17 protein-coding genes and 1 pseudogene are annotated in these 24,248 nt (G+C 70.8%); 3 read left to right on the top strand and 15 right to left on the bottom strand.

Annotated elements, in window-relative coordinates; all coding sequences use genetic code 11:
* Nucleotides 1–5: 5 nt before the first annotated feature.
* The 9 genes from ABT009_RS06805 to ABT009_RS06845 form a co-directional block, all read right to left on the bottom strand.
* Nucleotides 6–980 (bottom strand): DNA polymerase Y family protein, encoded by a 975-nt coding sequence (locus ABT009_RS06805; RefSeq protein WP_351290298.1) that lies wholly within the window; start codon nucleotides 978–980, stop codon nucleotides 6–8.
* Nucleotides 977–4,516, bottom strand: a complete 3,540-nt coding sequence (locus tag ABT009_RS06810; RefSeq protein WP_351290300.1) for a DNA polymerase III subunit alpha — start codon at nucleotides 4,514–4,516, stop codon at nucleotides 977–979. Before ABT009_RS06810 ends, ABT009_RS06805 begins: the two co-directional genes overlap by 4 nt.
* A gap of 206 nt (nucleotides 4,517–4,722) precedes the next feature.
* Nucleotides 4,723–5,805: a S1 family peptidase gene (locus tag ABT009_RS06815; RefSeq protein WP_351290302.1), complete on the bottom strand. Its 1,083-nt coding sequence runs from the start codon at nucleotides 5,803–5,805 to the stop codon at nucleotides 4,723–4,725.
* A 470-nt stretch (nucleotides 5,806–6,275) separates the two neighbouring features.
* Nucleotides 6,276–7,178 carry a S1 family peptidase gene (locus tag ABT009_RS06820; RefSeq protein ID WP_351290304.1) on the bottom strand — a complete coding sequence of 301 codons (903 nt, stop codon included), beginning with the start codon at nucleotides 7,176–7,178 and terminating at the stop codon, nucleotides 6,276–6,278.
* A 554-nt stretch (nucleotides 7,179–7,732) separates the two neighbouring features.
* On the bottom strand, nucleotides 7,733–8,335 hold the full coding sequence (locus tag ABT009_RS06825) for a GTP-binding protein (RefSeq protein ID WP_351290306.1): 603 nt from the start codon (nucleotides 8,333–8,335) through the stop codon (nucleotides 7,733–7,735).
* The gene (locus ABT009_RS06830; RefSeq protein WP_351290308.1) at nucleotides 8,319–8,702 is read right to left on the bottom strand and encodes a DUF742 domain-containing protein; all 384 of its coding nucleotides are present in this window, start codon (nucleotides 8,700–8,702) and stop codon (nucleotides 8,319–8,321) included. The genes ABT009_RS06825 and ABT009_RS06830 overlap by 17 nt, the downstream gene beginning before the upstream one ends.
* Nucleotides 8,699–9,127 carry a roadblock/LC7 domain-containing protein gene (locus ABT009_RS06835; protein WP_351290310.1) on the bottom strand — a complete coding sequence of 143 codons (429 nt, stop codon included), beginning with the start codon at nucleotides 9,125–9,127 and terminating at the stop codon, nucleotides 8,699–8,701. Before ABT009_RS06835 ends, ABT009_RS06830 begins: the two co-directional genes overlap by 4 nt.
* The gene (locus tag ABT009_RS06840) at nucleotides 9,124–11,694 is read right to left on the bottom strand and encodes a nitrate- and nitrite sensing domain-containing protein (RefSeq protein WP_351290312.1); all 2,571 of its coding nucleotides are present in this window, start codon (nucleotides 11,692–11,694) and stop codon (nucleotides 9,124–9,126) included. The genes ABT009_RS06835 and ABT009_RS06840 overlap by 4 nt, the downstream gene beginning before the upstream one ends.
* A gap of 191 nt (nucleotides 11,695–11,885) precedes the next feature.
* On the bottom strand, nucleotides 11,886–13,064 hold the full coding sequence (locus ABT009_RS06845; RefSeq protein ID WP_351290314.1) for a DUF5685 family protein: 1,179 nt from the start codon (nucleotides 13,062–13,064) through the stop codon (nucleotides 11,886–11,888).
* A gap of 288 nt (nucleotides 13,065–13,352) precedes the next feature.
* Between ABT009_RS06845 and ABT009_RS06850 the strand changes: the two genes are divergently transcribed.
* On the top strand, nucleotides 13,353–13,799 hold the full coding sequence (locus ABT009_RS06850; protein ID WP_351290316.1) for a cell division protein SepF: 447 nt from the start codon (nucleotides 13,353–13,355) through the stop codon (nucleotides 13,797–13,799).
* Between the two features lie 353 nt (nucleotides 13,800–14,152).
* Here the strand turns inward: ABT009_RS06850 and ABT009_RS06855 are convergent, their stop codons facing one another.
* Nucleotides 14,153–15,985, bottom strand: a complete 1,833-nt coding sequence (locus ABT009_RS06855; protein WP_351290318.1) for an MFS transporter — start codon at nucleotides 15,983–15,985, stop codon at nucleotides 14,153–14,155.
* A 606-nt stretch (nucleotides 15,986–16,591) separates the two neighbouring features.
* Between ABT009_RS06855 and ABT009_RS06860 the strand changes: the two genes are divergently transcribed.
* On the top strand, nucleotides 16,592–17,614 hold the full coding sequence (locus ABT009_RS06860) for a phosphatase PAP2 family protein (RefSeq protein ID WP_351290320.1): 1,023 nt from the start codon (nucleotides 16,592–16,594) through the stop codon (nucleotides 17,612–17,614).
* A 111-nt stretch (nucleotides 17,615–17,725) separates the two neighbouring features.
* Here the strand turns inward: ABT009_RS06860 and ABT009_RS06865 are convergent, their stop codons facing one another.
* Nucleotides 17,726–17,941, bottom strand: coding sequence for an I78 family peptidase inhibitor (locus ABT009_RS06865; RefSeq protein WP_351290322.1), 216 nt, complete (start codon nucleotides 17,939–17,941; stop codon nucleotides 17,726–17,728).
* 454 nt (nucleotides 17,942–18,395) lie between these two features.
* Here ABT009_RS06865 and ctaD point away from each other — a divergent pair.
* Nucleotides 18,396–19,967 (top strand): annotated as a pseudogene (ctaD, locus tag ABT009_RS06870) (aa3-type cytochrome oxidase subunit I); the annotation flags it as partial.
* A 1-nt stretch (nucleotide 19,968) separates the two neighbouring features.
* Here ctaD and ABT009_RS06875 read toward each other — a convergent pair.
* From ABT009_RS06875 to ABT009_RS06890, 4 genes are all read right to left on the bottom strand, one after another.
* Nucleotides 19,969–21,012 (bottom strand): helix-turn-helix transcriptional regulator, encoded by a 1,044-nt coding sequence (locus tag ABT009_RS06875; RefSeq protein WP_351290324.1) that lies wholly within the window; start codon nucleotides 21,010–21,012, stop codon nucleotides 19,969–19,971.
* Between the two features lie 49 nt (nucleotides 21,013–21,061).
* Nucleotides 21,062–21,928: a hypothetical protein gene (locus ABT009_RS06880; protein WP_351290326.1), complete on the bottom strand. Its 867-nt coding sequence runs from the start codon at nucleotides 21,926–21,928 to the stop codon at nucleotides 21,062–21,064.
* A gap of 49 nt (nucleotides 21,929–21,977) precedes the next feature.
* Complete coding sequence (locus ABT009_RS06885; protein WP_351290328.1) at nucleotides 21,978–23,249, bottom strand: glycosyltransferase family 4 protein; 1,272 nt, start codon at nucleotides 23,247–23,249, stop codon at nucleotides 21,978–21,980.
* Nucleotides 23,250–23,542: 293 nt separating this feature from the next.
* Nucleotides 23,543–24,151: a transglycosylase family protein gene (locus tag ABT009_RS06890; protein WP_351290330.1), complete on the bottom strand. Its 609-nt coding sequence runs from the start codon at nucleotides 24,149–24,151 to the stop codon at nucleotides 23,543–23,545.
* Nucleotides 24,152–24,248 lie beyond the last annotated feature (97 nt).

The raw sequence follows: 24,248 nt of genomic DNA on the forward strand, positions 1-24,248 counted from the left end.
GCGCCCTAAGCCGCCAGTGCCCCCGGGATGACCGCGCCCGGGCCGAACCGGGCGCGGGCCTTGTCCGCGGCCTCCTCGAGGCGGCGGGCCTTCTCGTCCACCGGGTCGAAACTGAGCTGGTGGGCGGTGCCTTCGGCCGGGCCCAGGCCCTCGGCGCGCAGCGCGACGGCGCGCACCCGGGCCCGCTGCAGGCCGAGCGCCTCGTACATCCGGTACGCGGCGTCGGTGAGCGCGGACGAGTGGGCGGTCGGCTCGGGGAGCGTCCGGCTGCGCGTGGTCGTCGAGCGGTCCGCGTAGCGCACGGTGAGGGCCAGCGCGCGGCACACCTGCTTCTCGGCGCGCAGCCGGGCGCCCAGCTCCTCGGTGATCGAGAGCAGGGCGCGCCGGTGCTGGAACGGGTCCAGCTCGTCGCGCGGGAAGGTCCGTTCGGAGGCCAGCGAGCGAGCTGCGGCGTTCGGGACTACGCGGCTCCGGTCGATGCCGTGCGCCTTCTCGTGCAGCTCCCGCCCGGCGCGCGCGCCGACGAGCCGCTGCACGGTGGACAGGGGCGCGGCCGCGAGCCTGCCGATGGTGTCGAGCCCGTACGAGCCGAGAGTGCGGGCGGTCGCGGCACCGACCCCGGGGAGCGCCGAGACGTGCTTGTCGGCGAGGAACTCGGCGATGGCGTCCGGGTCCTCGGGCACGACCCGGGTCACCCCCGGCGCGGCGTCGCGGGCGGCCATCCGCGCCAGCATCGGCCCGGGCCCGGCCCCGATCGCGCAGTCAACGCCGTACAGGGCGAGTGCACGCACCCGTATCACCGCGGCCAGCTCGACCGCCTCCCGTCCGAAGTACCGTTCCGCTCCGCCCAGATCGGCGAGCGCCGCGTCGGGTGGGGCCGCCTCGACGACGGGGGTGAACTCTCCGAGCAGCGTGAGGAGCCCCGGCAGGACGGCCTCACCCGCCGACGGCAGCTGGAAACGCAGACAGAGGATGGTCATCCCGCACTCCCTGGACTCTGGTGCCACAACTTCCGTCCGCTCGCCGGGCCTTCGCCCGCCGGACGCAGGTCCGCCCACGGATGCATCTCGTATCCGGTGGGCATCCGGATGCGGCGGCCGTCCGCACCCTCCTCACGGCCGCCTTCCGCCTCTCCCCCGCCGCCCTCTCCGGGCTCCTCCGGTGACGGCGCCGCCGCCGGCTCGGCCAGCCGCTGCGCCACCGCGTCGAGGCCGCCCTCGCGGCGCAGCTCCAGCAGGTCGGCGAGGTTCCAGGCGGCGGAGCCGACCATGCTGAGGCTGCGGGGTCCGCGGCGCTGCACCACACCGCGTACGAGCAGCAGCCAGGAGTGGAAGACCGTGTGCGCGCACGCGGCGTGGGCGTCGTCGAAGAAGGCGAGGTCGACCAGGCCCGTGCCGTCGTCGAGGGTGGTGAAGATGACCCGCTTGCCGGAGCGGATCGGCGGTGTCTGGGTGGCCGCCTTCGCCCCCGCGACCAGGACCGTTTCGCCGTGCCTGGCCGTCCGCAGCCGACGCGCCGGCACCACGCCCAGCTCGTCCAGGAACTGCTGGTAGTCGCCCATGAGATGGCGCGACGCGTCCATGCCGAGGACGCCTAGCTCGGCGCTGAGCCGCTCCGCGGCGCCCAGGTCGGGCAGCCCGGCCGGGGCGGTCCTGCGACCGCCGGCGAGAGGCAGCTGGGAGGTACCGGAGGCGTGCGCGCCGCGGTGCAGCTCCGACAGGTGCAGCTGCAGATCCCGGCGGTTGGCGCCGAACTCGTCCAGCGCGCCGACCTGCGCGAGCCGTTGTGCGACCGGCCGGCTGGGCCTCGCCCGCTCCCAGAAGTCGAGCAGCGAGGAGTACGGCTGCCCGTCGGCGATCCGCTGCGCCTCGGCCTTGCTGATGCCGTGAACGTCGGAGAGGGCGAGCCGGAGACCCCACCGGCCGCGGCCGTCACCACCGGAGCGGCCGTCGTCAGAACCGCCTGAACCCCCAGAACCAGACACCAGTTCGATCCGATGATCGACCCCGGACCGGTTCACATCCAACGGCAGGATCGGCACCCCCTGCCGCCGCGCATCCGCGAGCAGCAGCCGCTTCGGGTACATCCCGGGATCATGGGTGAGCAACCCCGCGTAGAAAGCGGCCGGATGATGGGCCTTCAGCCACGCCGACTGGTACGTCGGCACGGCGAAGGCGACGGCATGCGCCTTGCAGAAGCCGTACGAGCCGAAGGCCTCCACGATCTCCCACGTCCGGGCGATCGTCTCGGCGTCGTACCCCTTCGCCGTCGCCTCCTGCGCGAACCAGGCGCGGACCCGTCCCTGCGACTCGACGTCGGACAGCGCGCGGCGCACCTGGTCGGCCTCGTCGCGCCCGCAGCCGGTCATGATGCGCACGATCTCGATGATCTGCTCGTGGAAGACCACGACTCCGTAGGTCTCCTTGAGCGGTTCCTCCAGGTCCGGGTGCGGATAGCGGACCGGCGCCCGGCCGTGCCGCGCCGCGATGAACGGCCGCACCATGTCGGCCGCGACAGGGCCCGGCCGGAAGAGCGATATGTCGACGACGAGGTCGTGGAAGGTCTCCGGCTGCAGCCGCCCGATCAGGTCGCGCTGGCCCGGCGACTCGATCTGGAAGCAGCCCAGTGTCTCGGTGGAGCGGATGAGTCGATACGTCGACGGATCACCTTCGGGCACGGCGTCGATGTCGACATGGACACCCGTCACCCGCTCGACCTCGGCGATCGCGTGCGCCATCGCCGACTGCATCCGCACACCCAGCACGTCGAGCTTGAGCAGTCCCAGGCCCTCGACGTCGTCCTTGTCGAACTGCGACATGGGGAAGCCCTCGCCGCTGGTCGGCATGGTGGGCGTACGGGAGAGCAGCGAGGCGTCGGAGAGCAGCACTCCGCACGGGTGCATGGCGACCCCGCGCGGCAACGCGTCCAGCGCCTCGACCAGCTCCCACAGGCGTCCGTGCCGGTCCCGTTCCCCCGCCACCTCGCGCAGTTCGGGCAGCTCGTCCATGGCCGCGCGGGCGTCGCGCGCGCGGATGTGCGGGAAGGACTTGGCGATCCGGTCGATGTCCGCCGGGTCCATGGACAGGGCGGCGCCCACGTCGCGGATGGCGTGCCGCACCCGGTAGGTCTCGGGCATGGCGACGGTCGCGACCCGCTCGCTGCCGAACCGGCCGATGATCGCGCGGTAGACGTCGAGCCGGCGTGCGGACTCCACATCGATGTCGATGTCGGGCAGCGCGATCCGCTTCTTGGACAGGAAGCGCTCCATCAGCAGGTTCTGCTCCACCGGGTCGGCGTGCGCGATGCCGAGGAGGTGGTTGACGAGGGACCCGGCACCCGAGCCGCGCGCGGCAACGCGGATACCCATCCGCCGGACGTCGTCGACGACCTCGGCCACCGTGAGGAAGTACGTGGCGAAGTGGTGGTGGGCGATGATGTCCAGCTCGTGGTGCATCCGCTCCCAGTACAGGCGGGCGTCGGGGCGGCGGTCGTAGCCGCGGAGCACCATGCCCGCCGCGGCGCGCGACGCCAGGACGCGCTGAGCGGTCCGGCGCCCGGCGCCGACGAGGTGCGGCTCGGGAAAGTGGACGGAGCCGATACCGAGATCGTCCCCGGGGTCGACGACGCATTCGGCGGCGGTGGCCTGCGTCTGATCGAGCAGGCGGTACGCGGTGTCGCGGCGGTAGCCCGCGGCCTCGACGATCCGCTCGGCGATGCGCAGCATGTCGTCGGCGCCCTTGAGCCAGCGCTCGCCGCCGTCCAGCTCCTTGCGGGGGTCGATGGGGACGAGGCGGCGGGCCGCGTCGAGGACGTCGGCGACCGGGCCGAGGCCCGGGTCGGCATAGCGGACGTCGTTGGTCAGTACGGGGCGGATGCCCTGCTCGGCGGCGAAGCCCACGGTGCGGGCGGCGAGCCGGAGCGAGCCGGGGCCCGCGCCCTGCCGGCCGTGGTGGACGGCTTCCAGGCGCAGCGCGTCGCCGTAGATCTCACGCCAGGGCGCGAGCAGCACGGCGGCCCGGTCCGGTCGGCCCGCGGCGAGCGCGAGTCCCACGTCGGATGCGGGGCCGAGCAGCACGGTCAGGCCTTCGCCGCGGTTCTCCTGCCACGGCAGGACCGGGCGGTCCTCAGGGATGCGGCGGCCCTCGGCGTTGTGGGCGGTGGTGATCAAACGGCACAGGGCGGCCCAGCCGCGGGCGCCGTCCCGGGCGAGGTAGGTGACGCGCGGTGTCGACTCGTCGATGAAGGCACCCCCGCGTACGGGGGTACGTGCATGGGCACGCCCCGGGCGAGGCGGTACGGGCGCGGCGACCGCGAGCTCCGCCCCGAACAGCGGCCGCACTCCGGCCTGCGCACAGGCCTTGGCGAAGCGGACCGTGCCTGCCACGGTGTCCCGGTCGGTGAGCGCGAGGGCGTCCATGCCCCGCTCGGCGGCACGCTCGGCCAGCCGCTCCGGGTGCGAGGCCCCGTACCGCACGGAGAACCCCGAAACGGTGTGCAGATGCGTGAATCCTGGCACACGCACCTCCTGATCACACCTGCTCTCGCCACCCCCAGCTCCACCATAGACCATTTTCGAACAGACGTACGAGATAGACTCGCGCAGCCCCAGCTCGGGGTACACGAAGGGCCAGCCCGGCTCGGGACACACGAAGGGGCCGGCCCGCCACCATGGCGGGCCGGCCCTCGTTCCGCGCCCCACATGAAGCCGGGGCGTCCGCGCCGTCAGCCGATCTCGGCCCCGTACGCGCTCAGCGCCTCGGTGACCGGCTGGAAGAACGTCTCGCCGCCCGAGGTGCAGTCGCCGCTGCCGCCCGAGGTGAGGCCGATCGCGGTACTGCCGGAGAAGAGCGAGCCTCCGGAGTCGCCGGGCTCGGCGCAGACCGTGGTCTGGATGAGCCCCTCGACGACGTCGCCGCTGCCGTAGTTCACGGTCGCGTCGAGCCCGGTGACCTCGCCGTCGTGCACCTGGGTCGTGGAGCCGCTGCGCGTCACCTGCATGCCGACGGTCGCCTCGCCCGCCCCGGTGATCTCCTGCGCGCTGCCGTCGTAGAGATCGACCTCACTGGGGTGGTCCACATCGGCGGTGTACTTCACCAGGCCGTAGTCGTTGCCCGGGAAGCTGGAGTCCTCGTTCTCGCCGATCACGTTGCCGTCCGAGTCCGACCAGGTGGAGATCGCCTCGGTGCAGTGCCCGGCGGTCAGGAAGTACGGCTCCCCGTCCTTGACCACGTTGAAGCCGAGCGAGCAGCGGCCGCCGTCACCGGTGATCGCGTCGCCGCCGGCGATGAAGGGCTTGAACTCGCCCTTGGTGTACTTGAGTTCGGCCGTGCCGCCCAGGCCCTTGACGACCTCGGTCAGCTTGTCCAGCTCAGCGCCCTTGACCGTCCGGTCCGCTGTGACGACGACCTTGTTGGACGCCGGGTCGACCGCCCAGGCTGTGCCGGGGATGGTCGCCTTGCCCTTCAGCGTGGTACGGGCGCTCTTCAGCTCGGCCAGCGAGTTCTCGACGATTCTCGCCTGGGCGCCGGCCGCCTCAGCGGTCCCCGCGGCGTCCTCGTCGAGGACGTTCACGACGAGGTGCCTGGCCTTCGCGTCGTAGTACGTGCCCGCCGCGTCGGCGCCGAGCTGCTTGGTGAGCGACGAGGCGAGCTTTCCGGCCGTCGCCACGGAGAGGGTTTCCGGGGTGGGAGTGGGGGTGTCCGTGCTCGCGTTCGCGGTCTGGAAGGTGACGCCCGCGGCGACCAGTGCGGCGATGCCCGCACCTGCCACGGCGGCACGCCGCCTGGGTATGCGTCGGTGCTTCAACTCACGTCCTCCTGTGGGGGGTTGGTCCCGGTTGTCGTGGGGACGCGCGGGACCGGAAGGCGTACGGGCATGGACCCGGCAGACGCCAAAAAAGCCGCGTCCATGCCAATCGTGGCGCCCACTATTCCGAGACCGTCAGGTCGGACACAAGGTCGACTTCTGGACGCGCACGCAGCAAGGGGCAGGCGATCTACCCGCGTTGAGCGTCGCCCCCATGTCCGTAGCACCGCTGATCGCGCCACATGCGGGCCGCATCGGTTCCCGGTGCAAACACGGCGTGCAAGCGGCGGGTGGGCAGCGCGTGAGGACTAGTCCTGTCTGGATTCCGCCGTTCGCCGCACCGTGCACGAACAACGGCGAGCCCCCGCACGGCAGTTCGTGCGGGGGCTCCCTGCTGCTGGCTGCAGGTCTTCCGGTGGTGCTTGTGGTGCTGTGGTACGCGCGCGTGCTACGTGTCGCCGGTGCGCGGGTCAGTAGACGCTGACTCCGTATGCGCTCAGGGCCTCGGTGACGGGCTGGAAGAAGGTCGTGCCGCCGGAGGTGCAGTCACCGCTGCCGCCGGAGGTCAGACCGTACGCGACGCCGCCGCTGGAGTAGAGCGGACCGCCGGAGTCGCCGGGCTCGGCGCAGACCGTGGTCTGGATCATGCCGTAGACGATGTCGCCGCCGCCGTAGTTGACGGTGGCGTTGAGGGCGGTGACTCGGCCGCTGTGCGTGCCGGTGGTGGAGCCGCGGCGGTAGACGGTGGCGCCGACGCTCGGGGTGGCGGCGCTGGTGATGTCCACACTGCCGACGGTGCCCGACTTGGTCACCGAAGTGTTGGTGTACCGCACGATGCCGTAGTCGTTGCCCGGGAAGCTGGAACCCGCGGTGGTGCCGAGCGTCGTGGTGTGCGCGGAGTTGGACCACCACGTGCCGGCGCCGTCGGTGCAGTGGCCGGCGGTCAGGAAGTAGTACGTGCTGCCGCTGCGCACGTTGAAGCCGAGGGAGCAGCGCCAGCTACTCGCATAGATTGCGTCGCCGCCGGAGATCAGCTTGTTGAACGTGCCCGGGGTGCGCTTGATCTGAATGGCGCCGGCGGTGCTGCCCGCCGTCTCCTTGATCTTCGCGATCTCCGCCTTGGAGACCGTGCTGTCGACGGTGACCACAAGTCGCTTCGTCGTCTGGTCGACCGCCCAAGCCGTGCCCGGCACGTCTGCCTTGAGCACGGAGCCGCTCGCCTTGGTCAGCTGGGACGCGCTGTAGGTCTGCACTTCGCCCGCGTTCGCGGTGGGTACGGCGAAAGCGGCCACGGCCACGAGTCCGGTGGCCACGGCGATCAGCCGGGTCCGTCTCGCGATACCGCTGCGGGGGGTAGTGCGCTTGATCCTCACTGTTCGTTCCTCCCGAGGGGAAGTCGGGGGCCCCTGTGGGGTCGGGGCCCGTGAGGCGCAGCCAAAGGGCCCGGCCGTTCCGGATTCCGGACAAGCCGTGCCCCTGACAAGCGCTGCTCGGGAGTATTCGGCGCGAGGACTGCCGGGCACAAGGGCGCCTTTCGGCCGTCTGTGCATACACGCCAACCGGCCCCGGTGGCTGTGCGCTCCTGCAACACGCCACCGGGGCTTGGTCATCGGCAACAGTTCTGACGTACAGGCGGCCGAAGGGGTTCCCGCCCGAACGGGTTCCACCCGAACGAGGGACACTGCCTGAATGGGCGTCATCCTTTCGGATTCTCACGGCCCTCGGTGAACGAGGCCCGAGGAGGGGCGAGTCCGTGCACGCCTTCAGTCGTCGGCGAGCCGGTCTCCTCGACCGCCGCATGGAGGGCACGGCCCTGTCCGTCGTGGCCGGAATTCGTTCTCCGAAAAATCGGCGTGCCGGTGAGCGAGAGCGGGTCGGGTTCCGTCCCGCACGTCCACACGGACGTACGGGACGGAACCCGGCACGGCTACCGCGTCAGCACCGCAGTCCGCCCTGCGCGGCGCGCCGTGCGAGCTCCGATGACCTGGTCCATCAGTGCGGCCAGCACGTCGCGCACGGAGGATCTGACCCGAGCGTCGCACGCCAGCACCGGCACATCGCCGCCCAGGCCGAGGGCCTCGCGGACCTCGTCGAGCTCGTAGCACTGCGCCCCCTCGAACCGGTTGACCGCGAGGACGAACGGAGCCCCGTGCGCCTCGAAGTAGTCCAGCGCCGGGAAGCAGTCCTCGATCCGCCGGGTGTCCACGAGGACCACCGTGCCGAGTGCCCCTTCGACCAGGTCGTCCCAGAGGAAGGAGAACCGGTCCTGGCCAGGGGTGCCGAACAGGTACAGCGCGATCGACGGGTCGAGCGTGATCCGCCCGAAGTCGAGCGCGACGGTCGTGGTGGTCTTGGACTCGACCCCGTCGAGCGAGTCCACGCCCACCGACACCTGTGTGATGGCCGCCTCCGTGTCCAACGGCTCGATCTCCGACACGGCACCGATGAAGGTCGTCTTGCCGACCCCGAGCCCGCCGCTGACCACGATCTTCACCGCCAGCGGAGCGGTCTTGTCAGAGCGCCCGGACATGGTCCCTGATCCTCTCGAGCGTGTGGAGCGGCAGCTCCGTCGGTTGCTGACACGTCAGTCGCCCGAGCACGACGAGGTCGGCGATGAGCACCTTGGCGACACCGAGCGGTACGCCGACCCCCGCTGCCACCTGCGCCACCGTCGTGGGCTGCTCGCACAACGCCACGATCCTCGCCCGTACGTCGTCCGGGGGCACCCCCACCCGCTCGAAGCCTGGCGGCGCCGTCTCATCGGACGCCTCGACGGCGACGACCAGGGTCTCCAGGCGGAGATCCGCCTGTGCGGGTTCGACACGACCGCCGGTGATGATGAACGGCCGTACGAACGTCGTGTCCTCGTCGGACGAGCCTGTGCCTGCCCCGCTCATCGTGGCAGCGCCTTTCGTAGATCCACGATGAGCGCCGGAGTGAGCAGATCGCCCGCGCGCTCCGCCAGCACGGCCATCTCGTACCCGACCAGGCCGAGTTCACCGCTGCTGTCGGCGAGGACGCCGAGGCAGCTGCCGTCCCGGATCGCGGAGACGAGCAGAAAGCCCCGGCCCATCTCGATCATGATCAGCTTTACGCCGTCGAAGGTGTAGCGGCGCGAGGCGCTGCGGGCCAGGCTCGACAGGCCCGACACGATCGCGGCGAGATGGTCCGCCTCGGTACGTCCCAGGCCGTCCGAGACGGCGATCAGGAGGCCATCGGACGAGACGGCGACGGCGTCGCGCACTCCGTCGGTGTTGCGGACGAAGTTGGCGAGCAGCCAGTTGAAGGCCTTCGAGTCGTTGTGCACGTCGACAGTGGTCACTTGTCCCGGCCCTTCTCGGCGCCGGCCTCGGCACCCTTGTCCGCCTGCTCGGCCTTCTCCATCTGCTCCGGCTCAGCCGGAGCCCTCCCCTGCTGATCCTTCGGGTCCTTCGGGTCCTTCCGGTCCTGCCGCCGGGCCTTCTTCTCCTGATCGCGCTCCTTCTCGACGCTGATCCCGCCCCGCATATGGGCGCTGCGCAGCGACGTGAGCATCCCGGAGATCTCCTCGGGACTGCGGTCGGAAGTCGGCCCGGACGGCGCCGGGCGGTCAGGCCGGTCGCTCTCGCTGACGGCGTCGGCGATGGCGCTGCGCCGCGGCCGTTTGACGAGCCCGTTGCGGGTACGGGCGGCGGAGGGGCCGCGCGCGGCAGAAGCCGCCGAGGCCGGCTGCCGTCCGGCTGCCGCCCGCGGCGCCGTCTCCCCCGTCCCCGCGGTTGCCCCGACGGAGACGAGCTGTCCGGCGTGCTCCGCTGCGACGGGGTCGGATCCGGCCTGCTCCGGAGCGACGGTCTCGGAACCGGCGGACTCCACGACACCAGCGGCAGCGGGGGATTCGGTGCGCTGGGCCGGCAGCGCCGGCAGTGCCTCCGTGGCCTCGACGGCCGGGTCCGCCGCAGCGCCGGGCGGCCGGGTGCCGGCCTCCGTGAGCAGGGTGGTGGGGATCAGTACGCGGGCGACGACGCCCTCGGCCGGACCCTCCCCGAGACGCACCTCGATGCCGCGCTTGCGGGCGAGGGCGCCGACCACGAAGTGGCCGAGGAACCGGGTCGGTTCCGCCATGAAGCTGGCCGTGCCGGAGAGACGTACGTTCGCCTCCGCGAGCGCCCGGGGGTCCATGCCGAGACCGTGGTCGACGATGGCGATGAGATAGCCCGCGCTCGTACTCCGCCCCTCGATCTCGACCTCGGACGTGGGAGGCGAGAAGCTGAGCGCGTTCTCGACGAGCTCGGCGAGCAGGTGGGCGACCTCGGCCACCACGGATCCGGTGATCTGCGCGGGTTCGATCCTGCGCAGGGTGACCCGGCGGTACTCCTCGACCTCGGACAGCGCGGCGCGCAGCACGTCGGTGACGGACAGCGGCGTGGACCACGACCGCGGGCTGGACTCCCCGGCGAGTACGAGGAGGCTCTCGGCGTTGCGGCGCATACGGGTCGCCAGGTGGTCCAGTTCGAAGAGGTTGGCGAGCGTCGCGGGGTCGGCGTCCTCGTGCTCCAGCTTGTTGATGAAGCTGATCTGACGGCGCACCAGGTTCTGGTTGCGGCGGCCGAGGCTGACCAGCGAGTCGGTGGCGTTGCGGCGCAGCACGGCCTGCTCGGTCGCGAGGTCGAAGGCTGCGCGCTGCACCCGGTCGAAGGCCTCGGCGACCTCGCGCACCTCGGCACCCGCCCGTTCGGGCACGTCCAGCCGCCCGGGCGGCTCCGGTTCGTCGCCGGGGGCGGCCTGGATCCGGGCGACGGCCCCGGGCAGCCGCTCGCGGGCGATGTCGCGGGCCTGCTCGGCGAGGTTGCTCAGGGGAGCGGAGACGGACCGTACGCAGTCCAGCGCCAGGGCGCCGAGCACGGCCGTGGCGGCGAGCGCGAGCAGCAGGAAGAGCAGCAGGTCGCGCTGCGCCTCACCGCTGAGCTGCCCGGCCCGCTCCTCGACGTCGGCGCCGAGAGAGATCTGCACCTCGCGCAGCCCGTTGATAGTCGAGGTCATGCTGTCCCACCAGGCCATCGGCGGGACGTCGGACTCGGTGAGGTGGCCGTCGCCGCGCACCGCCACCGTCTCGTACGACAGTGCACGTTCGGCGTCGGGCGTGCCGAGGGCCGCTGCGAGTCGCCGTTCCTGGGCGCTGGTCGCGGTGTGCGGGAAGGCGTCGAGGGCGGCGAGCCGTCCGGCGCGGATCTCCATGAAGCGGCTGTAGTCGTCGTCGCGGAAGTGCCCTGCGCGCACCGAGCCGAGCACGATGGCGCGCTCCTCGCCCGTGAACTCCTTGGCGGTGCCGAGCGTTTGAAGTGCCTGGTAGGAGGCGCGCAGCCGGGTGTCGTGGACGTCGTCGAGGCCCATTTCGAGCCGGTCCAGGACGGTGATGGTGGTGGTGAAGTAGTCGAAGGTGCTCTTGACCCGGCCGGTGCCGTCGTCGGCGTTCTCGCGGATGCGGGCGAGTCCGGCGAGCCGGCCCAGCGATTCCCGCACGGATTCGGACGCGCCGGTGTCCTTGCCGGCCAGCGTCCTGTCGAGCTCGGCGCGCGCCTTGTCGGTCGCCTCGCGCTGGGCGGGCAGCTTGGCGCGGAACTGGCGTACGCCGCCCACGTAGCCGGTGGTGAGGCCGCGCTCCTTCTGGAGTTCGTGGATGAGGCCCTGCAGGGTGATCTCCAGCCGGGCGTTCTGCGCTGTGTCCTTGGCGTTGCGGTAGTCGGAGATCTGCCGGCCCGCCATGGTGCCGAGCAACGTCAGCAGGATGGCCAGGGAGAGGACGAGAATCCTGAGGAGCCTGGTGCGGATGGTGCGGGGGGCTTTGCGGACCGGCCCGCCGCGGGCGCCGGGAATGCGCCCGCCTGCGGGAGTCGCTGTGACGTCTTCCACTGATGAAGTGCCTTACAAGGATGGGTAGTTGACGGAGAACAGAAGTGGTTCTGCGCTCGACCAACGAGGCCCATCGGCACCAGTTACCAGATCATGTGTTTGTTTTACTGATCAGAAACACGCGCCAGGAAACCCACAGCTGGGTCGGGTGGCGGCGGAGGCCCGTATACGACGCCTGACGGCCCTTACCGTCAGCAGTCACAGCCGCAGTCGCAGCTGTCGCATCCATCGCAGCAGTTGCCGCAGCAGTCACAGCAATCGCAGCAGTCACTGCAGTTGCTGCAATCGCATTGGCTGCAGAGTCCGTCTTTGCGCTCCCGCGTCCAGGGATCCTCGTACGTTCCGCAGCACACCTGGCACGTGCAGGCCAGGCCCGCCCACACCGCACAGCCCGCGAGGAGGCCGCGCCGGTCGCGGTGCGGCGGTTCGGGCGGAAGCGGCGGCCCGCCCGGTCCGCTGGGGGCGTACGGTCCGCCGGGCGGCGGCCCGTATGCCTCCGCGTGGTGCGAGCAGCTGCTCGTACCGAATGCGCGGTCCACGGAGAGCCGTAGCTCATGGGCGAGCAGCACATGCGCCAGCCGGCCCTCCACGAAGTCGACCTCGCGCAGCGCGAGCCGTATGCCGTGCAGGGCGTCGTCGGCGAGGCGGCGTGCCTCGGAGAGGTCCGTGCCCGTGACGGTCAGCGGGTTCCAGGCATCCGACGCGGCGTCAGCTTCCCTGTCCTCGACGGCGTCCAGCAGATGCGCGAGCCGACCGAAGAAGCGGCCGGCCTCGGCGAGCGGCTCGGCATTGCCCGGCCGGCCGGCCAGGACGGCCGTGTGCGCGAAGGCCGCGGCGGTCGCCGTCTCGGTCGGTTCCGTGACCGCCAACAAGGAGGTGCCGGGCCCGGCGAGGGCCTCGATCCCGGTCTGCCGGTCGACGGCGTCGACGAGGATCGCCGTGTCGAAGCCGACGTCGGCGCCGATGCGCTGTCCGGCCCGCCCCCAGTTCGCGGCGACGCGCTGCGCGGCGGCCGCCATCGGCCTGCGCGCCAACAGCCCGTCCCTGTCGGCGACGTGGTCGCGAACCTTGGCCGAGGCGAGCACGAGCGAGACGGCCGCGGCAAGACGCGCACCCTCGCCCTGTGCGACGGAGGCGGTACGCATACCGCGCAGCGGGCAGGGGCCCGCCGTTCGCCGCCATCCGGTGGTGTGCTCGGCCTGAGCCTCCGTCAGGACCGAGATGAGCAGCCCGTCGTAGTTTGTGACGACCCTGGCGAACTGCCCGTGGTCACCGCGCAGCGCGAGACACAGCCCGCACAGATGCGCCATCCACTGCGTCTTCAGTCCCTCACCGAGACGGTGTGCGCAGGGCCTGACTATGCCGAACACGACGGTCCCCCCGTGAGCCGTACCGAGCCGAGTCGCCGCAGCCTATCGAACGCGCCGTTCACCCGGACGCTCCGACGTCACCCATACGCCGAGAAGAATATTATTTCACTCTCAGTCAGCAGCCTTACACAGCAAGACCCTTGGGAATCAAGGTCACCAACGGGTTTGCTGTGCACCAGAACCGTCACGAAAGACCCGCGCGGCGACTATCCCCTTGGCGCACAGTCAGCATCATGGACGACCATAGGGGTGCGGCACACAGAATGACCGCTGTGAGAGGAGGCGTCCATGGGATCGGTGCGCAAGGCGAGTGCCTGGCTTGGCCTCGTCGACGACAACAACAATGACGAGCGTTACTACGACGGCTATGACGACGACTCGGCCGAGGGCCACGAGCCCGGTGACGTCTGGGTGACCGATCCTCGCGTGAAGGTGGCGACGGAGGAGGCCGAGGAGAAGGGCCGCCGGATCGGCACGATCACGCCGGACAGCTTCCGTGACGCGCGCACCATCGGTGAGCTCTACCGGGAGGGCGTCCCGGTCATCGTCAACCTCACGGCCATGGAGGCCTCCGACGCCAAGCGCATCGTGGACTTCGCGGCCGGGCTGATCTTCGGCCTCCGCGGCTCGATCGACCGCGTCGCGCACCGTGTCTTCCTGCTCACGCCCGCGCACACGCAGATCGTCAGCGAGGCGATGGGCCGCCCGGAGGATGGTTTCTTCAACCAGAGCTGAGGCAAGGCACGCTTGGCGTGCCTTGCCTTCCGGCCACCGGGCAGCAGCCGCGAACGTGCAACCGACCACCGGCAGGCGGCGCACCAGCCACGGCCCAGCAGCCGACAGCCCGCAACCGGCCACTGGCCGGCAGCCGCATACGTGTCGAAGGGGACGTGCCGGGATGTGCGCCCGCAGCGGCTGATGCAACCGTTCGGCACCGTCAACGACAAGGGCTCGGCGCCCGACGCGGCCCCGACCCAGCCACCATCAGGTGGCGCACCGAAGCGGACCTGCAGACGCGTACGCCCCGACCCACCCGCCGACAGACTGCGCACCGGCGCGGACCCGCAGACGGATACGACGCGCACTCGTCAGCCGCGAGCCTCCGCATCTGCCAGCGCCCCCGCCGCATCCTGCGCCGCCGCCACATTCCGGACCGCTGTACTGCGAGGTGCCGCATGGCGTGGCCCCGCGCGATGGGGTCCCCCATTACGTGGTGCGGCCCCCAGGGGCGCCGCACCACCGGACGCCCCCTCGCGACCCGACGCACCACCAGGCACCGCCTCAGGATGGACCGCCGCCGCAGGCCCCGGCACTGCCGCCGGAGGTGGCTCCGCGATCGTCTCCTCCGCGGCCCCCGCCGGCTCCCCGCACTCCATGACCCGCGGCAGCCGCAGCGCCATCAGCGCACCGAGCAGCAGCAGACCCCCGCTGACCAGCAGCGTCACATGGAGGCCGTGTACGAACGCGGTGCGGGCCGCGTCGCGCAGGGTCAGGCCCGCGATACCGCCGAGGTGGCCGGACACCTCGTACGCCTCGCCGAGCGAGTGGCTCGCGGCGTCGCTCGCGGCGGCCGGGACGCCCGGAACTGCCGAGAGACCGGGCGCATACGCGGCGTTCATCACACTGCCCAGCAGCGCGATGCCGATCCCCGCGCCCAGTTGGTACGACGTCTCGCCGATCGCGGCCGCCCCGCCCGCCTGCTCCTGGGGTGCCTCGCTGAGCATGGACTCGTAGGCGCCGAAGAGCGTCGTCTCGAGGCCGAAGCCGAGCAGGACGAACCCTGCGAGCAGCAGCCCGGGGTTGTCGTGGCCGCCCATCGCGGTGAGCGTGAGCACGGCCGCCGCGGTGAGGACGAAGCCGGAGCAGACCATCCGGCGCGGCCCGAAGCGGTGCAGCAGCTTCGAGCCCGCGAGGCCCGCGGCCATCGCGGCGACGGTGAGCGGCAGCAGCCGCAGCCCGGTCTCCAGCGGGGACAGTCCGAGGACGAGCTGCAGATACTGCGCGGCGATCAGCTCGAGCCCGACGAGGGCGAGCATCGCCAGGACGATGCAGCCGACAGACGTCGAGAACGCGGGCCGGGCGAACATCTTCAGATCGACGAGCGGGTGCGCCCGCCGCCGCTGTCTGCGGACGAACCAGACGAGCAGTGCGGCACCCACCACCAGCGGCAGCACGGTCAGCGGGCTGATCAGCGGCTCGCCGCCGCCCGCGCGCTTCACGCCGAACACGACGCCGAAGAGGCCGACCGCGGCCATCAGCGCGCCGGCCACGTCCCACGGCCCGTTGCGGTCGCCGGTGGACTCCGGCAGCAGCCAGCGGCCGACGGGCAGGCTGACCAGCATCAGCGGGATGTTGACGAGGAAGACCGAGCCCCACCAGAAGTGTTCGAGGAGGAAGCCGCCGAGCAGCGGTCCGACGGCGGCGCCCACGGCGGCCACCGCGCTCCAGATGCCGATCGCGAGGGCTCTCTCCCGACGGTCGGGGAAGACCTGCCGGAGGATCGACAGCGTGGCCGGCATGATCATGGCGCCGCCGACGCCGAGCAGCGCGCGGGCCGCTATGAGGATCTCCGGCGTGTGGGCGAGCGCCGCCGCCCCGGAGGCCACGCCGAACAGCGCGTACCCGAGGAGGAGGACGCGTCTGCGGCCGACGCGGTCGCCGAGCGTGCCGAAGAGGATCAGCAGCGAGGCGCAGACGAGCGGATAGACGTCGACTATCCACAGCAGCTCTATGGCACCGGGCCTCAGGTCCTCGGTCACGGCCGGGACCGCGACGTGCAGGACGGTCGCGTCGACGGCGACCAGCAACAGGCTGACGCAGAGGACGACGAGGACGAGCCAGCGGTTGGTGTCCTGCGCCCGGTGGTGATGTCGGGGGGCGCCCGCGGGACCGCGCGCAGCGGCCGTGGTCGTCCCGGACATGGCGTACCTCCCAGATGTTCCCTCGCGCTGGGCGGGCCTGCGGGTGGGGGACGGATCCCGCAGCTTCGGCGCGGGAGGAGCGGCTCCCGGGCCCCGGCTACACAACACGAGTGAGCCGCCAGAGTACGCGAGATCCCACCGATGGCACGTGGCGGACCTCTCATGGATGTACGCGACGGAGTGTGGCGTACGCCACTCTTCTGCCTGACATCACGCCCCCGGGGGCGGCCCGGTTCCCCGGGTAGTCGATAATCGGTCGCATGGCTTGATCTTGTCGCGCCTGTTCGCCGGCCCCGGATCCGGACCGTACGGACGGGAGCCGGCTGCGTGTGCCGTGCGTACGCGGTGACCGGCCGCCGCCCCTCCGAGGCGCCCCAGGACCCGGTGAGCGTCGGGGAAATTCCCCGCCAGCACTCGGTGAACAGAATTCAGCCCGTCATAAAACCGCTGCAGCACAACCCTTGGCGGAATTGAAGGAGAAACGCCGGACGGGTTCCCCAAATGCACTGAATAAAGCCCTCGTTGAGAGCAATCCCACATCACATCGTCATCACAAAAGCGAGGATTCGACCAGGTCGGCACCTCACTCGCTGTAACGTCGATTGGGTGCGTACCGAACAAAACCTGACCCGCGTGGACCGGGTCTTCGCCCGGCTGGACCGGGAGCCGGAACGGCCGGCCCATCTCGACATGCCGCATATGAGCCGGCACCGGGTCGTGCTGTTCGGGCTAACCCTGGCCTTCTACGCCGCCATCGTGTGGGCCGTGGTGACCACGTCGTGGCTGGTCCGGTTCGACTGGCAGGTCATGTTCTTCCGCCCGTACCAGCAGTGGCCGGAGATCCACGCCTTCCTCGACTACTACGTGGTCCTGGGCCAGCGCGGCCCGACCGCCGTCATGGTCGCGGCCTGGCTGGGCTGGCGCTCCTGGCGACAGCACACGCTGCGCCCGCTGCTGACGCTCGGCACGTCGCTGCTGCTGCTCAATGTGACCGTGGGCGCAGCCAAGCTCGGCATGGGCAGACTCGGCCCGCACTACGCGACGGTGATCGGCTCGAACGAGATGTGGCGCGGCGGCGATATATTTCCCTCAGGGCACACCGCGAACGCCGTCGTGACCTGGGGAATCCTGGCCTACATGGCGTCGACGCCGCGGGCCAGGCGCTGGCTTTCGGCCGTGTCGGCCGTGATCGCCCTCGGCGTCGGTCTGACCACCGTCTACCTCGGTACGCACTGGCTGAGCGACGTCCTGCTCGGCTGGGCCGCGGGTCTGCTGATCCTGCTGGCGCTGCCCTGGTTCGAGCCGCTGATCGGCGGGGCCGAGGCGTGGATCTTCGCCCTGCGGGACACCTGGCGCAGCCGTCGGGCCGGCACGGCGCCGGTTCCCGCCCCGGTCGGCGCCCCGACGCTGGTCACGCAGCGTCCCCAGGCGGACGAGGAGACGCCGATGCCGGATCCGGTCGGGGCCCCGCGGGTCGGCGCCCCGCGCGGCCCGGTCCACCTGGCGCCCGGACCCCACTCGGCACGGTCGGAGCGCACTCCGGTCACCCCGGCGGGCAGTCGCCGCCCGCCGCACCCGGACCGGGTGGCGCGCGGCGCGAGCCCGGCCCGCCCGTTGACGGGCAACTGACAGACAGCGGCGGGGTTCCGGTACGCACACCCGCTCGCCGCACCACGAAGGCCCCGGCTCCCGCCCTTTCGGGCAGGTCCGGGGCCTTCGCCATGCCGGTGGCAGTGGGGGTCAACCCTTCCAGCAGCGGGTCACGGTGCCGTTCTTGACCTCGAAATTCAGACGTCCCGCACGGTACTCCATGGTGATGATCGCGCCCGGCGGCAGCGACCTGACCGTGGTCCAGCCGCGTGCGCGGGCGTGCCGTTCTGCGGACTCGGCGTCAAGGCCCACGTACGACGCGGGGCTGTCCTGGGGCTCTGCGGGCGGTTTGGGAATGGGTGCCATGACCGCCACGTTAGGCGGCCGGGCGCCCCGGCGAAAGGCCGGTCAGGACCACCCGGTTCCCGGGACCACGCGGTTCGGCGGCCGAACTCCACCAGTCCCCACCTGTCACACTTGTGTCACAGGATCACGACGGGCGTTTCCGTGAACTCCCTTACGCACAGCGGCGGAATCCGAGTTGCTCCGGCTCGCCTCCGGGCTTCCTTCCGGCATAATCCCGGGGGCCCTTGCCTCTTACGGAAATAGGCCACCGGGAAATGTCACCGAGGGCACCGGCAGCGGCCCGTTCCCTTTTCCGTGTCAGGTGCTCTTCAGGATCATTGACCGCTCACGGGAATTGCGCGTCCGCCAATCGGAACGGCGGATGCCCGTCGTCGGACCGCGGACGCCCCCTGTCGGGGCAGGGGGCGAGCGAGCATCATGGCGTCACCTTCGACGACGGCTCCCGGGGGCAGCGATGGGGACGACGACCGCGCAGGCGACCGCTCCGCAGGTGCGGACGAAGCGGCCGGGGCGGCTGATCGTGGACTGGCTGACCACCACCGACCACAAGAAGATCGGCCATCTCTATCTGATCACGTCGTTCGCGTTCTTCCTGATCGCCGGGGTGATGGCGCTGCTGATGCGGGCCGAGCTCGCCCGTCCCGGGCTGCAGCTGATCGACAACGAGCAGTTCAACCAGATGTTCACCATGCACGGCACGATCATGCTGCTGCTCTTCGCGACACCGACCTTCGCGGGCTTCGCCAACGAGATCATGCCGCTGCAGATCGGCTCCCCCGACGTGGCCTTCCCCCGGCTGAACATGCTCTCGTACTGGCTGTTCCTCTTCGGCGGGCTGATCGTGCTCGGCTCGCTGCTGGTGCCCAGTGGTCCGGCCGACTTCGGCTGGTTCGCGTACGCGCCGCTCAACGGCCTGGAGCGCTCCCCCGGCATCGGCGCCGACATGTGGATCATGGGGCTCGCGCTGTCCGGTTTCGGCACGATCCTCGGTGCGGTCAACTTCCTGACCACGATCATCGGGATGCGGGCGCCCGGCATGACCATGTTCCGGATGCCGGTCTTCACCTGGAACGTGCTGTTCACGTCGATCCTGGTGCTGATGGCCTTCCCCGTGCTGGCCGCGGCGCTGCTGGTCCTCGAGGCCGACCGGCGCTTCGGCTCGGTGGTCTTCGACGCGGCGAACGGCGGTGCGCTTCTGTGGCAGCACCTCTTCTGGTTCTTCGGCCATCCGGAGGTGTACATCATCGCGCTGCCGTTCTTCGGCATCATCACGGAGATCCTGCCGGTCTTCAGCCGGAAGCCGATCTTCGGCTATGTGATGCTCGTCGGCGCGACGATGGCCATCACGGGTCTGTCGGTGGTCGTATGGGCGCACCACATGTTCGCCACCGGCGCCGTGCTGCTGCCGTTCTTCTCGTTCATGTCGTTCCTGATCGCCGTGCCGACAGGCGTGAAGTTCTTCAACTGGACGGGGACGATGCTCAAGGGCTCGCTGTCCTTCGAGACGCCCATGCTGTGGTCGATCGGCTTCCTGGTGTCGTTCCTGTTCGGCGGGTTGAGCGGGGTCATCCTGGCCTCGCCGCCGCTGGACTTCCACGTCACGGACTCGTACTTCGTGGTGGCGCACTTCCACTACGTGGTGTTCGGCACGGTCGTGTTCGCGACCTTCGCTGGCTTCTACTTCTGGTGGCCGAAGTTCACGGGGAAGATGCTCGACGAGCGGCTGGGCAGGGTGCATTTCTGGACGCTCTTCATCGGGTTCCACACGACGTTCCTGGTGCAGCACTGGCTGGGCGCGGAGGGCATGCCCCGGCGGTACGCGGACTATCTGGCCGCGGACGGCTTCACCGTGCTCAACACCGTCTCGACGATCGGCGCGTTCCTGCTCGGCCTGTCGACGCTGCCGTTCCTCTACAACCTCTGGAAGACGGCCAAATACGGTACGAAGGTCGACGTGGACGACCCCTGGGGCTATGGCCGTTCCCTGGAGTGGGCCACGTCCTGCCCGCCGCCCCGGCACAACTTCGTCACTCTCCCCCGGATCCGCTCGGAGTCCCCTGCCTTCGATCTTCACCATCCCGAGTATGCGGCGGTCCGGCTGGAGAGCCCGGCCGTTGCAGAGCCCGGTCGAGGCGGTCGCGGACCGTCCTGATGTGGTCGGTGAGTTCGGCCGGTTCGACGGCCTCGAAGTCGAAGCCCAGCATCATCACATGCACCACCATCACGTCGAGGCTCGCGGCCCCGGTGCGCAGCAGGCAGGTGCCCTCGCTCTCGGCCTCCAGCACACCGGCCGACGGTGAGATACGCCGGCCGGCCTCCTCGACCGGTACCAGCAGTCTGATGACGGCCTGCGCTGCGTACGCGCGCGTGGAGACACCCTGGGAGACATAGGCGGCGAGGTCCGCGGCGGGCGGGGTGCGCGGTTCAAAGCGCGGTCCGTGCGGTGGCTTGGGCGTGATCCGGTCCACGCGGAACGTGCGCCAGTCGTCGCGGTCCAGGTCCCAGGCCACCAGGTACCAGAGGCGCTCGGTGCACACCAGGCGGTGCGGTTCGACGGTACGACGGGACAAAGAGCCGCCGTGGTCGCGGTACTCGAAGCGCAGCAGCTCGGAGTCGCGGCAGACAGCCGCCAGTTCGGTGAGGAGCGACGGGTCCACGGCGGAGGCCCCGGGCCCGCGCAGCATGGGCACGGTGAAGGCGTTGAGGGCGCCGACACGGCGGCGCAGCCGGCTGGGCAGCACCTGTTCGAGCTTGGCCAGGGCGCGTACGGAGGTCTCGCCGATGCCCTCGACGCCGTGTCCGGCGGCGGTGCGCAGGCCCACCGCGACGGCCACGGCCTCGTCGTCGTCGAGGAGCAGCGGCGGCAGTTCGGCGCCCGCGCCGAGCTGGTAGCCGCCGCCGGTGCCGCGGCTCGCGTTGACGGGATAGCCGAGTTCGCGCAGCCGGTCCACGTCCCGGCGGACCGTGCGGGGCGTGACACGGAGGCGCTCGGCCAGGTCGGCGCCTGACCATTCGCGGTGGGTCTGCAGGAGGGAGAGCAGACGCAGCAGTCGTGCCGAGGTCTCCAGCATGGGTCCGAGTCTGCCAGCCCTTGCGGACAGCCGCTGTCCGCAAAGGCTCTCAGCCGTCCTTGCCGGGTCCGGCCGCCCGCACGCGCACCGACAGATCGTTGTCCAAGGTGTAGTACGGGCCGGTCTCGACCGGCCCGTACTCCGTATCGGTGCGCACGAACGGGTAAGTGAAGATCGCCTTCTTGTCCGGCACGTCGTCCAGCAGCCGCGCGATCCGTACACGCGGACCGCTCTCACCGGCCGGGCGCAGCCACAGGTTCAACCGGCCGGGGCCGGTGCCGGCCAGCAGTCCGTGGTGGAGGATGACGGTGAAATCCGCTCCATCGGTGGTGACCTGGGACCGCTGGATACGGTCGGTCTCGGTGCGCGGGACCGCCTCGGCGTATGCCTCCGCGGTGAGCGGTGTCCCGTATACGCGGCCCCGGATGCCGATCGACGCCTCGCTGATGAGGATCTCGCCCGCTTCGGCGTGCGGGGAGCGCAGCCAGCTGCGCACGGTGAGGTTGCCGTGCTTCGTCGCGTAGGGGATGCGCACGGCGATGTGTTCGCCGGTGCCGTCGAGGACACGGTCGACGAGCGAGCGCAGGTCGTTGACGCCGGGCGCCAGGCGCTGCGGCTCCTCGTCCGCGTGCTGTGCGTAGACGTCCCAGCGACCCTCCGCCAGCCGGACGCTGCTGGGCAGGGCGGCCCGCAGCCGGCCGTCCGCCGCCGGGGTCAGTGGCAGCCGCACCTCCTCGGCGGGATGCCCGGAGTCCCGGCGCCGCAGCACCAGATGGGCCGGGCCCGGCATGCCGGGGTCGCTGATGTCGAAGGTCAGTCCGCCCGCGGAGTCGGCCTGGCAGTCGGCGCGGGCCACAGTGACGTCGTCCGCCTCGGAGTGTCGGTCCCCGGCGGGGGTCGGTGCCAGGGTGGTCATACGGCGTGCCCTCTCTTCGGTGCCTCAGTCGTGGTCCCGTCCATGCCGGTCATGCCGGGCGCCCCTTCTTCAGCGCCGTACGTCCGGCGTCCCGAACGGCGTACGCACCACCGAGCAGCGCTCCGCGGGCACGGTGCATGGAGCCGCGCATCCGGCCCGTCCGGCCGGCGCCGCCGCCGCGTGCGACGAGCGCCGAGAACATCGACTCGTACCGCTCAGCGATCCGGTCCGGGTCGAAGCGCTGCGAGTCCTCGAGCGCGGCATGGGCCATCTGACGGCGCAGTGCGTCGTTGTTGATCAGTTCGAGGAGGCCTTCTGCGATGGCGTCGGCGTTGCCGACCTCGACGAGCCGTCCGTCCACTCCGTTGGCGATGATCTCGCCCGGCCCGTGCGGGCAGTCCGTGGAGACCACGGGCAGGCCGCAGCGCATCGCCTCGACGATGGTCATGCCGAAGGACTCGAGGCTGGAGGTGACGGCGGCGATGGAGCCCTTGGCCCACTCCGGCTCGATAGGCGTGGCGGGACCCATCAGATAGACGTGGTTGTAGAGACCGAGTTCGTCTATCAGGGCCCGCAGCACCTCCTTCTCCTTGCCGCCGCCGTAGATCCTGAGGCGCCAGTCGGGCCGTTGGGCGCGCACCTTGTCGAAGGCCCTGATCAGCAGGTCGTACCGTTTGACGGGGACGAGCCGGCCGGCTGCGACGACCCATTTGTGCGAGCCGTCCGCGGGCTCTATGCCGGGCTCCGGCACGGGGTTCGGCACGGCCTGGATGCGCACTCCGGGCAGCCGCATCTTCCCGCGGTACGCACCGGCGTCCGCCTCCGTGGTCGTCGTCAGCGCGTCGAGCCGCGGGTACACCCCGCGCAGTTGCGTGCGGAGGGCCGTCGAGTGGCTGTCGAGCGTGAGGTGTTCCTGACCCGCCCGTACGGGACCGCGCCTGGTCTCCAGGGCGAGGTGCACATTCAGCCCGGGCCTGGTACCGATGACCACATCGGACTCGAGCGTGGCGAGATGGCCGGCGATGCGCCGGTCGGTGAGGGCGCTGTACTGCTCGTAACGGCCCTCCGCACGCGGGAACCTGCGCGACGGACGCGCATGCTCGGGGTCGTCGCCGTCGTATCCCGGGGCGTCCTCGCGGAGGTCGACGAGATGACGGACCCGGACGCCCTCTCCGGGAGTGAAGACCGGCTCGTCGCGGTGACGGAAGACGGAGACGATCTCCACGTCGTGCTGCTGGGCGAGGGCGCCCGCGAGATTGTACGTCGTCCGGATCGTCCCTCCGATTCCGTAGGCGTTGTGAATCAGGAAAGAGATGTGCATACGGCCCCGTATCCCACGCTTCCTCGCGGACAGTCCCGTCTCGTCCGCCTACCGCAGGGTTAGACCCGGGGTGCGGTGCATGGGTTGGGCACCATCATCATCTTGTGCCCGAACAGTTGCGCCATCGGTAGCCGGATCGGGGAACTATTCGGCGACTTCTGAAATACGTGCTGGTGAAGCGCAACTCAACAGCGGGGCACGGCACTTGTGTCGATCGTGGCGATCCCAGCAAACGGCCCCGCCGGGCCGGAGGGCCAAGCGGGGCCACGCGCGCGTGCGTCCACGCGAAGGGCTCAGAGGTCGAGCTTCTGGCCCGGCACGATCAGGTTCGGATCGTCTCCGATGACCGCCTTGTTGGCGGCGTAGACCGCACGCCAGGACGTGTCGTGCTTCGCGGCGATGGAGCTCAGGGTGTCGCCGCGCTTCACGGTGTAGTCCGCGCGTCCGGAGCCCCGGTCCGCGTGTTCAGAGGAGCGAGCCGGCGCCTTCGACGGCTGCTTCGAGGGCGCTGCCTTGGTGGTGGGGGTCGATGCAGCGGGCGCGCTGCCCGTCGCCCCGGCACGCGCCGAGCAGGTGGGCCAGGCGCCCCACCCCTGTGCCTGCTGGACCTTCGTGGCGACAGCGATCTGCTGCGCCTTGGACGCCTTGTCGGCGGTGGCCCCATAGGCGCCACCACCGTATGCGCGCCAGGTGCCGGCGGAGAACTGCAGTCCGCCGTAGTAACCGTTGCCGGTGTTGATGTGCCAGTTCCCGCCGCTCTCGCACTGGGCGATGCGGTCCCACACTCCGCTGTCCGCCGCCTGGGCGGTGCCTGTGGCGGCGGCGAGCAGTGCCAGCGGGGCGAGCAGGGCGGCCCCGGCGAGTACTGCCGTCGTGCGGGTGGACTCGGGACGTGCGGACATGAAGATCCCTCTCTGCGGACCCGGGCTCCCCCAAGGCGTCGCGGCGGCCCGGCGCATACGGCGCCGGGCTGTGCCGCTCCGCCTCGTCCGCCGGCGG

This window comes from Streptomyces sp. NPDC002896 (genome assembly GCF_040295225.1).
Lineage (GTDB): Bacteria > Actinomycetota > Actinomycetes > Streptomycetales > Streptomycetaceae > Streptomyces.

Coding starts and splice junctions, on each gene's coding strand:
- ABT009_RS06850 (WP_351290316.1), top strand. CDS start 13,353: ATGGGATCGGTGCGCAAGGCGAGTGCCTGGCTTGGCCTCGTCGACGAC.
- ABT009_RS06855 (WP_351290318.1), bottom strand. CDS start 15,985: ATGTCCGGGACGACCACGGCCGCTGCGCGCGGTCCCGCGGGCGCCCCC.
- ABT009_RS06825 (WP_351290306.1), bottom strand. CDS start 8,335: ATGTCCGGGCGCTCTGACAAGACCGCTCCGCTGGCGGTGAAGATCGTG.
- ABT009_RS06805 (WP_351290298.1), bottom strand. CDS start 980: ATGACCATCCTCTGTCTGCGTTTCCAGCTGCCGTCGGCGGGTGAGGCC.
- ABT009_RS06885 (WP_351290328.1), bottom strand. CDS start 23,249: ATGCACATCTCTTTCCTGATTCACAACGCCTACGGAATCGGAGGGACG.
- ABT009_RS06880 (WP_351290326.1), bottom strand. CDS start 21,928: ATGACCACCCTGGCACCGACCCCCGCCGGGGACCGACACTCCGAGGCG.
- ABT009_RS06865 (WP_351290322.1), bottom strand. CDS start 17,941: ATGGCACCCATTCCCAAACCGCCCGCAGAGCCCCAGGACAGCCCCGCG.
- ABT009_RS06875 (WP_351290324.1), bottom strand. CDS start 21,012: ATGCTGGAGACCTCGGCACGACTGCTGCGTCTGCTCTCCCTCCTGCAG.
- ABT009_RS06830 (WP_351290308.1), bottom strand. CDS start 8,702: ATGAGCGGGGCAGGCACAGGCTCGTCCGACGAGGACACGACGTTCGTA.
- ABT009_RS06890 (WP_351290330.1), bottom strand. CDS start 24,151: ATGTCCGCACGTCCCGAGTCCACCCGCACGACGGCAGTACTCGCCGGG.